This is a genomic window from Shinella kummerowiae (assembly GCF_009827055.1).
Classification (GTDB): domain Bacteria; phylum Pseudomonadota; class Alphaproteobacteria; order Rhizobiales; family Rhizobiaceae; genus Shinella; species Shinella kummerowiae.
The window spans coordinates 125108-138017 of record NZ_WUMK01000011.1 but is presented as its reverse complement, the minus strand read 5'-3'; the positions used below and the strand labels follow the sequence as shown (position 1 = coordinate 138017).

General features: G+C 61.3%; 10 protein-coding genes and 1 pseudogene. 5 read left to right on the top strand and 6 right to left on the bottom strand.

The window, feature by feature from the left end; translation table 11 throughout:
• The first annotated feature begins 172 nt into the window (after positions 1-172).
• The 5 genes and pseudogenes from GR138_RS25735 to GR138_RS25720 all read left to right on the top strand — a co-directional run bounded on the left by GR138_RS25735 (position 173) and on the right by GR138_RS25720 (position 6827).
• The gene (locus GR138_RS25735) at positions 173-2242 is read left to right on the top strand and encodes an ATP-dependent helicase (RefSeq protein ID WP_160862127.1); all 2070 of its coding nucleotides are present in this window, start codon (positions 173-175) and stop codon (positions 2240-2242) included.
• Between the two features lie 3 nt (positions 2243-2245).
• Entirely contained in the window at positions 2246-3370 is a 1125-nt protein-coding gene (dinB, locus tag GR138_RS25730; protein ID WP_246200713.1) for a DNA polymerase IV, read from the top strand.
• A 90-nt stretch (positions 3371-3460) separates the two neighbouring features.
• Positions 3461-3763: pseudogene (locus tag GR138_RS30670) on the top strand (SOS response-associated peptidase family protein); the annotation flags it as partial.
• Positions 3764-4900, top strand: coding sequence for a tyrosine-type recombinase/integrase (locus GR138_RS25725; protein WP_246200730.1), 1137 nt, complete (start codon positions 3764-3766; stop codon positions 4898-4900). It begins immediately after the preceding pseudogene.
• On the top strand, positions 4884-6827 hold the full coding sequence (locus GR138_RS25720) for a tyrosine-type recombinase/integrase (protein WP_160862125.1): 1944 nt from the start codon (positions 4884-4886) through the stop codon (positions 6825-6827). Before GR138_RS25725 ends, GR138_RS25720 begins: the two co-directional genes overlap by 17 nt.
• Positions 6828-6946: 119 nt before the next feature.
• Here the strand turns inward: GR138_RS25720 and GR138_RS25715 are convergent, their stop codons facing one another.
• From GR138_RS25715 to tauA, 6 genes are read right to left on the bottom strand one after another with little or no spacing between them, the layout of a single operon-like run.
• Complete coding sequence (locus GR138_RS25715; protein ID WP_160862124.1) at positions 6947-7984, bottom strand: YeiH family protein; 1038 nt, start codon at positions 7982-7984, stop codon at positions 6947-6949.
• Between the two features lie 16 nt (positions 7985-8000).
• Positions 8001-8801: an alpha/beta fold hydrolase gene (locus GR138_RS25710; RefSeq protein WP_160862123.1), complete on the bottom strand. Its 801-nt coding sequence runs from the start codon at positions 8799-8801 to the stop codon at positions 8001-8003.
• A 35-nt stretch (positions 8802-8836) separates the two neighbouring features.
• Entirely contained in the window at positions 8837-10147 is a 1311-nt protein-coding gene (gene hisD, locus GR138_RS25705) for a histidinol dehydrogenase (protein ID WP_160862122.1), read from the bottom strand.
• Positions 10148-10161: 14 nt separating this feature from the next.
• Positions 10162-10989 carry an ABC transporter permease subunit gene (locus GR138_RS25700; protein WP_202402863.1) on the bottom strand — a complete coding sequence of 276 codons (828 nt, stop codon included), beginning with the start codon at positions 10987-10989 and terminating at the stop codon, positions 10162-10164.
• A gap of 38 nt (positions 10990-11027) precedes the next feature.
• The gene (locus GR138_RS25695) at positions 11028-11819 is read right to left on the bottom strand and encodes a taurine ABC transporter ATP-binding protein (protein WP_160862120.1); all 792 of its coding nucleotides are present in this window, start codon (positions 11817-11819) and stop codon (positions 11028-11030) included.
• A gap of 60 nt (positions 11820-11879) precedes the next feature.
• Entirely contained in the window at positions 11880-12872 is a 993-nt protein-coding gene (gene tauA, locus GR138_RS25690) for a taurine ABC transporter substrate-binding protein (RefSeq protein ID WP_160862119.1), read from the bottom strand.
• Positions 12873-12910 lie beyond the last annotated feature (38 nt).

The window sequence follows — 12910 nt, the reverse complement described above, 5'->3', positions numbered from 1 at the left end:
TTTTCCAAGCTGATATGTTCATTATTTGTTCCGATTGCTCAACTGAGTCAATCGGGCCTCCGGTCCGGAAAATGTTCCTTGGCTAAGTCGTTGAAACGAATCCGTTAGCCGCATCAAGGAGATATCCGGTCGTCGGGGGTCAGGAAAATTTTCTTATGGTGTCTGGGGACAAATGGCGGCGGCGCATCTCGAAAAACTGAACGACCGGCAGCGCGAGGCGGTCGAACACGGCATTGGCCTGGCCGAGGGACAGATCGGCGGACCGCTGCTGATCATTGCTGGCGCTGGAAGCGGCAAGACCAACACGTTGGCACATCGCGTCGCCCACCTGATCGTCAACGGCGCCGATCCGCGCCGCATCCTGCTGATGACCTTTTCCCGCCGGGCTGCATCGGAAATGGCAAAGCGCGTGCAGCGCATATGCCGGCAGGTGCTCGGCGACAACGCCGCTATCATGACGGACGCGCTGGCCTGGGCCGGGACGTTTCATGGGATCGGCGCGCGGCTCTTGCGCATGTATGCCGAGCAAATCGGCCTCAATGTCGACTTCACGATCCATGACCGGGAAGACAGCGCGGACCTGATGAACCTCGTCCGGCACGATTTGGGCTTTTCCGCAAAGCAGACCCGGTTTCCGACAAAGGGGACGTGCGTCGCGATCTACTCCCGCGTGGTCAATTCGGAGGTCTCGATCAAGGAGGTTCTGAAATTGTCCTATCCATGGGTGCTGGAATGGGAGGAGGAGTTGAAGCAGCTCTTCGCCGCCTACACGGAAGCGAAGCAGGCGCAGAATGTGATGGACTACGATGACCTCCTACTCTACTGGGCGCAGATGGTCTCCGAGCCTGAACTGGCCGAGGACGTCGGCAACCGCTTCGACCACATCCTCGTCGACGAATACCAGGACACCAATCGTCTGCAGGCGTCGATCTTGATGTCTCTGGCGCCCGGCGGCCGCGGCCTAACCGTTGTCGGCGACGATGCGCAATCAATCTATTCCTTCCGCGCGGCGACCATCCGTAACATCCTGGATTTCCCGCAGGAATTCTCACCGAAGCCCGCCGACGTCATCACGCTCGACCGCAATTATCGCTCGACGCAGCCGATCCTGGCAGCGGCCAATGCCGTCATCGAATTGGCACGCGAACGCTATACGAAAAACCTCTGGACCGACCGCGCGTCGGAGCAGCGCCCGATGCTGGTGACGGTCAAGGACGAGGTCGACCAGGCCGCCTATATCGTCGAGCAGGTGCTCGCCAACCGGGAAGTGGGCGTGTCCCTGAAACAGCAGGCCGTGCTGTTCAGAACGTCAAGCCATAGTAGCGCTTTGGAAATTGAACTCACGCGTCGAAACATCCCGTTCGTCAAATTTGGTGGGCTCAAGTTCCTGGACGCCGCGCACGTCAAGGATTTGCTGGCGATCATGCGGTTTGCGCAAAACCCGCGTGACCGGGTTGCCGGCTTCAGGGTGCTGAAACTGCTGCCCGGTATCGGGCCACAGACGGCCGGCAGGATTCTCGACACGATCGCGGCTGATCCCGAGCCGCTGCAATCGCTGGCGGAAATCCCGCCGCCGGCGAAGACGGGCGACGACTGGCCGGCCTTCGTGACGCTGGTCACCGCCCTGCGAAAAGCCGAGGCAGGATGGCCCGCGGAGATTGGCACGGTGCGGGCGTGGTATGAGCCGCATCTTGACCGCATTCACGAGGATGCCGACACTCGAAAGGACGATCTTGTGCAGCTCGAACAGATCGCGAGCGGCTATGCGAGCCGCGAACGGTTCCTGACCGAACTGACCTTGGACCCGCCGGACGCGACCAGCGACAAGGCCGGCGTACCATTGCTGGATGAGGATTATCTGATCCTCTCGACCATCCATTCAGCCAAGGGACAGGAATGGCGCGCCGTATTCATGCTCAACGTCGTCGACGGCTGCATGCCGTCCGATCTCGGCGCCGGCACCACCGCCGAACTCGAAGAGGAGCGCCGGCTGCTTTATGTTGGCATGACCCGGGCGCGCGACAATCTCACCCTTGTCACCCCGCAGCGGTTCTTCACGCACGGCCAGAACGCCCAAGGCGATCGCCATGTCTATGCGTCACGGACGCGCTTCATCCCCGCAACGCTCCTGCAGTATTTCGAGACGGCAACCTGGCCGAAGGTCTCGGCCGCCGCCAGCGAGCGCAGCGCAAATCAGATCCGCGTCGACGTTCGAGAGCGCATGCGGTCGATGTGGAAATAGTCGATGCAGCACGTCACGGCGATCGACATGATGGAGCAGAAACCGGATCCGGAGGAGCGGGTCCGGCGCATCATCCATGTGGACATGGATGCCTTTTATGCCTCCGTCGAACAGCGTGACAATCCGGAACTGCGCGGCAAGCCGGTTGCCGTTGGTTTTCCTGGCCCGCGCGGTGTTCTCACGACAGCGAGCTACGAGGCCCGCGTCTTCGGTGTGCGTTCGGCGATGCCGTCGGTCACTGCCGCCCGCCAGTGTCCCGGTCTCATCTTTGTCAAGCCGCGTTTCGATGCCTACCGTGCCGTCTCCGCCCAGATCCATGCGATTTTTGAGGAATATACCGACCTGATCGAGCCGCTTTCCCTTGATGAAGCCTATCTCGACGTCACCGACAACAAACAGCGTATTCCGATCGCGACCGAGGTCGCCACCCTGATCCGCGCCCGCATCAAAGACGTCACCGGACTCAACGCCTCGGCCGGGATTTCCTATTGCAAGTTTCTCGCCAAGATGGCGAGCGACCTGAACAAGCCGAACGGTCAGGCGGTTATCACGCCAAAGAACGGCCCGGCTTTCGTTGAGGGGCTCGCCGTCAAGAAATTTCATGGCATCGGGCCTGCCACCTCCGAGAAGATGAAACAGCTCGGCATCCTGACGGGCGCGGATCTCAAGGCGAAATCGCTGGCCTATCTGCAGGAACATTTCGGCAAGTCGGGCGCCTGGTACTACAACATCTCCCGTGGCATCGATGATCGGCCGGTCCGGCCGGATCGGGTGCGCAAGTCCGTCGGCGCCGAAGATACCTTCATGACGGATATCTTTGATCTTGATGCAGCACGTTCAGAAATCTCCCCGCTCGTCGACAAGGTCTGGCGGCATTGTGAGGCCAAGGATCTGCATGGCCGGTCCGTAATCCTCAAGGTGAAGTATGCGGATTTCCAGATCATCACGCGGAGCAGAACTGCAGCCGCTCCGTTCGGATCAACCGGCGAGATCGTCGCGACGGTCCACGCTCTCCTCGATCCCCTGTTCCCGACGGCGAAGGGGATCCGCCTTCTCGGCATCACCATGTCGTCTTTCGGCGACGAAACCGCGAGCGGACCTACCGATCAACTCCAATTCGAGCTCTAGCCCACGTCGCCTTGCCGGCCGCATCGAAATCGGCAGCCGCCGCGCTAGATTACTCGCAAGCCGCGATACCACCGAGCCGCTGGAGGGACCATGTGCAACGATTACAGGCTGATGGTCGAACTGGCCTCGATCATCGAGGAGTTTGAGCATCTCAAGATCAAAATCCGCTTTCCTGAGGGCAGGCCGAACATCGAGGCGCGCGAGGATATCAGGATCACCGACACGGCGCCCATCGTTCGCTCGATCGAAGGCGAGCGCGGCGCTGGTGAGCTTGTCCAGCGGCGATGGAGTTGGCCGGGACCGAGCAAGAAGCCGGTCTACAATTTCCGGTCGGAAGGCCGCGAGTTCGCGTCCAACTGGGCTTTGATCCTCAGTGACGGATTCTACGAATTTATGTGGACACTTTGGAGGGCTCTGACGGGAGGTAACGATGCCATCGTTCGGCGACGGGAGCACAACCAATATGAGTTAGTCGATGAGACCGGCGTCGCCGATCCACTTGTGACCAGCTTTGCGACCGGCCTCATTGGTCGAGGCTGCTCGCCGCATACCGTGGCGGCTTACCTTTACGACCTTCGGCTTTTCTATCGCTTCCTTGCGGAGACCGGCCTTACGCTCTCCAGCTTCCGTGTCGCGCATAGCGTAGAACTCCTGGCTTGGCTCGGCGCGGTCCCGTGTCCGCGTGCCCGGATCACCTCCTTTCCTTCAGCAGTGCGCACGACATTATCGCCAACCAGCATCAACCGGGCGATGGCGGCAATATCGAGCTTTTTTGACCACCTCGCGCTGGCCGACCTTGCTGGCGTCGACCGCAATCCTCTTGCAACGACGCAGGAACTGGCGCGCGGCGGTATCGCGCGCAGGCGCGCCCGCGGCGCACGACGCCTGAAGCGCGTCGAGCGCATACCGCGGCCAATGACACGCGAACAGGTGGATAGATTGCTAGACGTGATTGACCGGCCGCGGGATAGAGCGATGATCCTCATCATGCTTCAGGGCGGCCTCAGGCCCGGCGAAGTGCTGAACCTGCATCTCGACGATATCGAATATGGTCGGCGGCGTGTCACGGTCCGACATCGTATCGACCATCCGAAGGGTGTTCGCACAAAAAGCCGAACCGAGCGCGTTGTCGACGTTCACGAGCCGGAAGCGCTCGCAGCTATAAGCCGCTATGTCCTTGAGGAACGTCCCCGGAACGCGCCCACACGCCATCTCTTTCTGGTCTGTGGCAAGGGCAAACACGCCTATGAAGCGCTCAGCTATGCGGCGCTCGTCAAGATGTTCAAACGACGCTGTGCGACCGCGGGCCTGACGGAGCCCTGGATCACACCACATGCGCTCCGCCATACGCATGCAACCTGGCTGTGGGAGGGCGGCATGCGCGAACTCGCCCTGCAAAAGCGGCTGGGCCATGTGTCGTTCGAGTCCACGAGAACCTACACGCGCGTCAGCGACGCAGTGATGCTGGAAGAGTATCGCCGCGCCCTCTCCAGGAGATGTGAGGAGCAAGCCGATGCTGAGCAGGAATGAAGAAGCGCCAGGGCGAGGCCACGCGCTTGACGCTTATCGCGCATTTCTTGGAGGCGAGCAGCGAGGGCTGTATCAGCGGATGTGCCACGCGCACCGTTTCGCGCGGCTCTACCCCGACCTCGACCAGTGGACCGCTGCGCCTCTCGAAGAGCGCATCGGCTCAAGCGCAGTCCACCGAGGCGCCGGCTGGGCGCGTGTCAAGGGCCGCCAGTACATCTACTTTCTCGTGTCGATCGGCCGGATCGAGTTGGACTGGGCCTGGATTCTAGCGGTCGGCTATCATTTCCTGAAAGGCATCCTATCGGCTCGTGCCGTGGCCCTGGAAAGGCGGCTGTCGGACCGACTGGAGCAACTCGGCTTCAGTTCTCCGGGACGCAGTATTCCCCGGCCTTTCCGATACTTCTATCTGCGCTATGGCGAGGCGTTCCTCACCCCCAACCGACAGCATTTCGATGAATTCGCCGCTGCTTCGGCAGAGTTGTTAAGCCGACCTGATCTGGCTGAATTCGTCGACGTCGAGCACCTTCAACGCCGTTACAACGTTCTGCACGCTAATTGCCACTTGATGCATCTCGCTCTCTACCATGAAGGCCTGATGCCGACACCTCCACAGCGCACGCGCATCGAGCCGACGAAGCACCGGGTAAAACCTGCGATGGCGGCGCTTCTGAAGCGATACCGGGAAACCCGAGAAGCAACCGGGGCAAGGCCCACCACGGCTGTCAGGTATGAGGCGTACGGACGTCATCTTGCTGACTGGCTGTGGGACAATCACCCCAAGGTGAGTTCGTTTGCGGAGCTGACGCGAGAGCAGATCTTGCAGTATGCTAAGAGTTTGGTCGATCAAGGGGCGTCGGTCGATTCAAGGATCTCGCGGCTCTCGGGCCTTTCCGTCATGTTCCACGACGCAACCGCATGGGAATGGCCGGGCGCTCCGCTGCGGCCCCTCCTCGGCGCGCGTGACCTGCCAAGGCGGGTCAACCGGATGCCCCGGTTCATCCCGAGCAAGGATCTCGAGCTTCTCATGGAGGCCGTTCGCAACCTGCCCGACATCTACCAGCGCGTAGCACTGATCGTCGCGCGCTGGAGCGGAGCGCGTCGCTCGGAGATTACCCGTCTCGAACTGGATTGCCTCGATGCCTACCAAGATGGAACGCCAAGGTTGCGCATTCCCGCTGGCAAGACAGGAAAAGAGCGGTTGATTCCCCTTCATCCCGAAGCGGCGGCCGCTATCCGGGAGCTGCAAGCGCTTGATCCGCCTGGACGTGGATTCGCCGATGAGAGAACCGGAGTCGTCGTCAAGCGCCTGTTTTCGATGAAGGGACGATGTCTCTCCTCTGACTTCCTATTCGAAGATTCACTGAGTGCGGCCTGCCAAGCAGCCGGCCTCGTCGACAACGAGGGCAGACCAAAATACTCGGCACATCGATTTCGCCACACCATCGGTACGGAACTGATCGAAGGTGGCGCACGGGTCCACACAGTTATGAAGATGCTCGGGCACACCAGCACCGGCATGACTCTGGTCTATGCCCATCTTAGTGATGCCAGCGTACGCCAAGACTATATGAAGGTACTCGGCCCGGGAGCGGTTGTCGCCGGCTCGCTTGCGGAAGCGCTCAGGACACGGGCCATGCCAGAGGACTCGCTCGCCTGGCTGAAGTCAAATTTCTTCCGAACGGAACTGGAACTCGGTCATTGCCTTCGCCTTCTCGAGGAGGGGCCATGCGAATGCGATATGTATCTTACCTGCGCAAAGTTCGTAACAACGCCGGAATATGCACCGAGATTGCGGGAGCGGCGACTGCGCGAGATCGCCCTTGCGGATGACGCCCAAGCCAAGGGGTTTCAGCGGGAGTCCGAGCGCCATGAATGCACGCGCCGTCGCGTCGAACAGTTGCTCACCGAGCTCGGTGAGCAGTGGTGATATCGGCTAACTGCCCAATACGCCGGCAGAGGGAAATAGACTCAAGCGCGAGGCACCTCGTGCAGCAAATAGACCGAATTGCAAGAAAGTCGGTTCAAGAATGCGGCAGAGTGGTTTCATCAGGCGTGCCCCAGATAGTGAATGCCTACGAGGATGAAAACGGCGATGAAGGCGGTCTCAGCAACGATGAGTGCGACGGCATCACCGCCGACGTCCAGCACTCGGCGCAGCGAGGTGCGCATGCCGACGGCAACAATGCCGGCGAGCAGTGCCCAGCGCGACGTCTCCATGCCGGCCGTCGCGACCAATTCGGGCACGAAGCCGAAAGAATTGAGCGCCGCAAAGATCAGGAACGCGACGACGAAGCCCGGGATGAGAGGCGGACGCTTTCCCGCTTCGCCGTCTGGCTGCGGCACGTTGCGCAACGAGAGCGAATAGAGGAGTACAACGGGCGCTAGCATGGTAACGCGGATCAGCTTGACGAGCGTTGCAGTCTCGCCCGCTTCCGGTGAGACGGAAAAGCCGGCGCCGACAACCTGCGCCACGTCATGGATGGTGCCGCCGAAGAAGATGCCTGTCGCCCGAGCATCGAGGCCCATCGTCTGGGCGACGATCGGATAGGCGATCATTGCGAGCGTCGACAGAACTGTGACGGAGAGCACGGTGAAAATCAGGTTGCGCTCGGAAAATTCGTTCTTCGGCAGGACGGCAGCAATTGCCATGGCAGCGGAGGCGCCGCAGATGGCGACGGAGCCGCTGGTAATCAGCGCCAGCCGCCAGCCGCGGCCGAGTAGCTTGGCGGCCACAAGGCCGAAGCCGATGGTAGAGGCGATCGCCATCACCAGCAGCAAAATGGTGCCGGCGCCGAGCCCAATCAGCAGATCGACGCTGATGCGCATGCCGAGCAAGGCGACGCCGATACGAAGCACTTTCTTGGCGCAGAAATCGATGCCGGCGGCGCAGCGCCCCTCTTCCGAGAGGAAATGGAATGCGATGCCGAGCAAGAGCGCCATCAGCATAGCCGGCGCGCCATAGTGGTCGGAGAGGAATTGTGCCGCGACGGCCACGGCTGCGGTCACGGCGAAGCCCGGCCAATAGGTCACGAACCCGGGGGGCACACTTCGGATGCGTTCATGGATGGAGGTAGCGAATGTCATGGCTGCGGTCCGACCCCTACAAGTCCGGCTTATCTGACATGTCACAAATCCTCTCGCTTGCACTTGATGCGAGGAATTCAGCGACAATTGCGTTGAAAAGGTGCGGCTTTTCCATATGCACGATGTGCGCCGCTCCAGGCACGACCGCCAGATCGGCTCCAGGGATGGAGCGCCAGAGTAGTTCCGGCTGCGACCACTCGTACGAGCGATCCCGGCTGCCCCAGAGCACAAGCGTTCTGGCGCGGAAATCCGTCAACGCAGCGCGCCCGTCCCAGCGCTCCCAGGCGGTCAGGCTGGCCAGCGCGGTTTCCATCCTCGCCCTGCTGCTCATTAATCGACAATGCTTGTAGCCCTTTGCGTCCTTCCCATCGAGAAACCAGGTCGCCGCGATCCGCGCGCCGGTTTCCGCGACACCGTCGCGCAGGAAGCGTTCACGCGATTGCGCGATCGTTTCGAACCTGCCGGGAAGCACGCCCTGCGGACCTGTGCCGTAGAGAATGAGCCTATCGACGCGCTCGGGCGCCATTCGCGTCATTTCCTGCACAATCATTCCGCCCATGGAGTGTCCGAGGAGGTCGAAGCTCGCGATCTCAAGACGGTCGAGCAGATCCAGCACTGAGAGCGCATGATCTTCGATCGTCTCCGGTGCGATCATGGCGGCGTTGTCGCCAAATCCCGCAAGATCAGGGCAGATGACGTCATGCGAGGCAGCGAAGGCACGTAGCTGCCCTCGCCACATGTCGCTACCGCCAAGGAAGCCATGCACCAGGACAAGGGGCGGCCCTTTACCGCTTCGTTTAAAGGACAGTGTCCGCATCTCTGTCTCCGAATGCCGTTGCATCGACAGTTCGATCAGGATTCGTCGGTTGCAGGCTTCAATTCGAACACTTCGTCGGGAAAGAACCTCGCGAGCCGGATATCCGCCGTCCTGGCATGACCCTCCATCCCCTCGAGACGCGAGATCCGGGCAGTGGCCTCGGCCAAAGGCCGCGCGGCCGCGCGGGTGGCGCGCTGCCAGGTCACAGTCTTGAGGAACTTGTGCACCGACAGCCCGCCCGTATAGCGCGCCGCCCTTGAGGTCGGCAGGACATGGTTCGGACCAGACGTCTTGTCACCGAATGCGACCGTCGTTTCTTCACCGAGGAACAGTGAGCCATAGGCGCGCAGGCGCTGCAGCCACCAGTCGAGATCGCTCGCCTGAACATGCAGGTGCTCGGGCGCATAGTCGTCGGCGACCGCAGCCATCTCCTCGGCGTCATCGCAGAGAATGACCTCGGCAAAATCGGCCCATGCGGCCCGTGCGCTGTCGCGATTTGGGGCCGGAAGCCCCTCGATCAGGTCGGGCACGCGCGCCATCACGCGTTTTGCAAGATTCTCGTCGGAGGTAACGAGCCAAACGGGAGAGTTCCAGCCGTGCTCTGCCTGACCGACCAGATCGGACGCAACGAACTCAGCGTCGGCGGTCACATCAGCGATCACCATGCTGTCGGTGGGACCGGCGACCATGTCGATGCCGACCTGGCCGAAGAGGATCCGTTTTGCCTCGGCAACATACTGGTTCCCCGGTCCAACGAGGATGTCGGCCTTCTTGACCCCGAACAGGCCGTTCGCAATGGCCGCAACGCCCTGCACACCGCCCATGTTCAGGATGACGTCGGCGCCACACAAATCCATCGTGTAGAGAATGGCCGGCGGAATGCCGACGCCGGGGCGCGGCGGCGAACATGCCGCGATATGCGACACGCCGGCGACCTTTGCCGTTGTGATCGTCATGATCGCGCTTGCCACATGACTGTAACGCCCGCCGGGAACGTAGCAACCGGCGGCAGAAACAGGAATTTGCTTCTGCCCCAGCGTGAGACCGGGCAGGATCTCGACCGCGATATCGGTCGCGGTGGCGCGCTGGGCCTCTGCGAAACGGCGCACATTATCGTGCGCGAAGCGGATATCGGCCTTAAGCTGCTCCGGCACCAGGGCGGCGGCAGCTTTTCGCGCTTCGTGCGAGACGACGATATCACCGTCCCATCGATCCAGCTCGCGGGCGTAGCGGCGGGCGGCTTCTTCGCCTCCCGTCTCGATAGCCGCCAGCATCTGTGTGACGGCGGCGTGGACATCGGCCTGGTCGGTTTCAGCAGTACGCGCGGCTTTTTTCAGGTATTTCATAGCTTTACTTCCCGTTACATTCTGCCCTTCCAGGGCACGAGGCGTCTTTCGAGGAACCGCATGAGAAGGTCGAACGCGAAAGCGATGATGGCGATGATGAAGATGCCGAGGATGACGACAGGCGTTTGCAGAAACTGGCTTGCCGAGAGCACCATGTAACCGAGGCCCTGGGTGGCCGCGACCATTTCAGCAGCGACCAGTGTGGTCCAACCGAAGCCGATACCGATGCGCATGGCCGTCAAAATCTCAGGCAATGCCGACGGCATGATCACGTGCCGCATCACCTGCCAGCGCGTTGCCCCGAAGGAATAGGCTGCGTGAATCTGCTCGATCGCGGCTGAACGCACGCCCGAGCGCGCACCGAGAACGACCGGCGCGAACACCGATAGGAAGATCAGCAGTATTTTCGACATTTCGCCGATGCCGAACCAGATGATCATGAGCGGCAGATAGGCCAGAGGCGGGATGGGGCGGTAGAATTCGATCGGCGGATCGAAAATGCCGCGAATGACAGGGCTCATTCCCATTGCGAGGCCGAGCGGCAGGCCGATGACGCAGGCCAGGAGGAACGCACCGAACACGCGCGCGGTAGAGATCAGAACGTGCTCGATGAACGGCGTGCCGGTAAATCCGTTGTTCCATATCTCCACGAATTTCATGACGATGGAAGCCGGGGAAGGCACGAACAACGGCCTGACCCACCCCATCGCCGTGACCAGCCACCAGACGAAGAAAAAGAAGGCGATCGACAGCGCGGACAGCCAAAGTGTATTTCCCTGACCGGGAACGCCATAAATCTCGCCCGGTCGTGTGGGCCGGGCGCGCGACAAGCGGGCTACCAGACCTGGCGCCCGGAGTGGACGGGTTTTGGTCCGTTCAGTCATTTGGCCACCGCCTCCTCGTCTGCAAAGATGATCTTCAGAACTTGTTCGCGCAGGCCGATGAATTCGGGCGAGGCCTTGACTGCCCGAGCCGCTGTTCCTGCAAGGAACTGGCGCGAAAAAGGAAGGTCGAATGTGTGGGTGATCCGCCCCGGCCGCGGCGACATCACGATGAGCTTCGTGCCCATGAACAGCGCCTCCTCGACGCTGTGGGTGATGAAGAACACGGATTTCTGGGTGTCGTTCCAGATATTCAGGATCAGTTCCTGCGCCTTCTCGCGCGTCAGCGCGTCAAGCGCGCCCAACGGTTCATCCATCAGCAGGATTTTGGGATCGCAGGTCAGCGCGCGCGCGATGCCGACGCGCTGCTGCATACCGCCCGACAATTTGTAAACCGGCGACTTCTGGAACCCATCCAGTCCCAGAAGGCCGATAAATTTGTTGGCCGTCTCGTGGCGCGCCGCCGTGCTGACACCCTGGATCTGAAGCCCGAAGGCCACGTTGTCCAGGACATTGAGCCAAGGCAGCAGCGCGTGCTTCTGGAACACGACCGCGCGTTCAGCGCCCGGACCTGAGACCGGGACCCCGTCGAGCATCAGCCTTCCGGACGTCGGCGCCAGAAACCCCGCTATGAGATTGAGTAGAGTGGACTTGCCGCAGCCCGAAGCGCCGAGCGCGACGACAAATTCGTTGTTGCCGATCTCCAGCTCGATCTTGCTCAGTGCAGAGACCGGCGGCCGCCCATCGGACGAGGGGTAGACGACGGAGACGTCGTCGATGTTCAAATGCATTGGCTCTTCCCCGACCAGTGCGATGTCCCGCCCACCAAAAGGTCGGGCGGGACTGTCGAACTACTTCTGTGCCTCTTCCGCGACCGCAATGGTGACGAATTTCGAATAGTCGTCCGCCACGGTGTCGATCCGGCCGACCGATTTCAGGAAGTCGGCGGTGGCCTTGAGCGACTTCGGCGCGCTGCCCAGCCATGTGTCGCTCACCTGGTCCTTCAGCGGAATGAAATTGTAGCCCTTGAGGATCTCGGGAATTTGCTCGGCGGTGGCGCCGGTCACGCTGGCGATCGCCTTTACCTGCTCGTTGTCGGGCGTCCAGGCGGCGGGGTCCTTCAGATAGGCCATGTTGGCAGCATCCATCGCCTTGGCGAAGGCGACGATCTCCTTCTCGTGGGAGGCGAGAAACGCGGAATCCACCGTCCAGGCATTGAAGGTCGGATAGCCCCACTCTGCCGTATCCTTGGCCGAAACGATGCGCTTGCCGGTTTTCAGGATTTCGGTCTGGGCAGGCGGCCAGATGAAGGCGGCGTCGATCGCTTCCTGCGTCCAGGCGGCCGCGATCTGATCGGGCTTCATCGTCATCACCGTGACGTCCGTCGGCTGCAATCCCGCATGGGCGATCGCGCCCATCAAGGAGAAGTGCGCAGTCGAACCGACCGGAACAGCGACACGCTTCCCCTTGATGTCGGCCAAGGTTTCGATGCCGGAGCCGTTTCGTGCGATGAGGCTCTCGGAGTCGCCGATCGCATAGGACAGCATGAACATCTTCAGGTCGACGCCCTGGGTGGCCGCGATGGCGAGCGGGGACGAGCCGAGTTCGGCGACTTTCACGTCCCCCGAAGCCATGGCTGCGATGACGTCGGTCCCTGAATCGAAGACGCGCCAGTCGATCGTCCAGCCGGTAGCCTTCTCGAACTCCTTCTGCGCGCGGGCCGCGTTCATCGGGGTCGGATCGCTGAACGTGGCGATCGTCAAGGTTTCCGCTTGAGCGACGGCGACGCACAAGCCCAGAGCAGTGGTCGTCGTCAGAACGATTTTTGCAAGTTTCCCAGTCATGTACTTATCCTCTGTTGGTTTCTGTCTTCAGTTGCGAG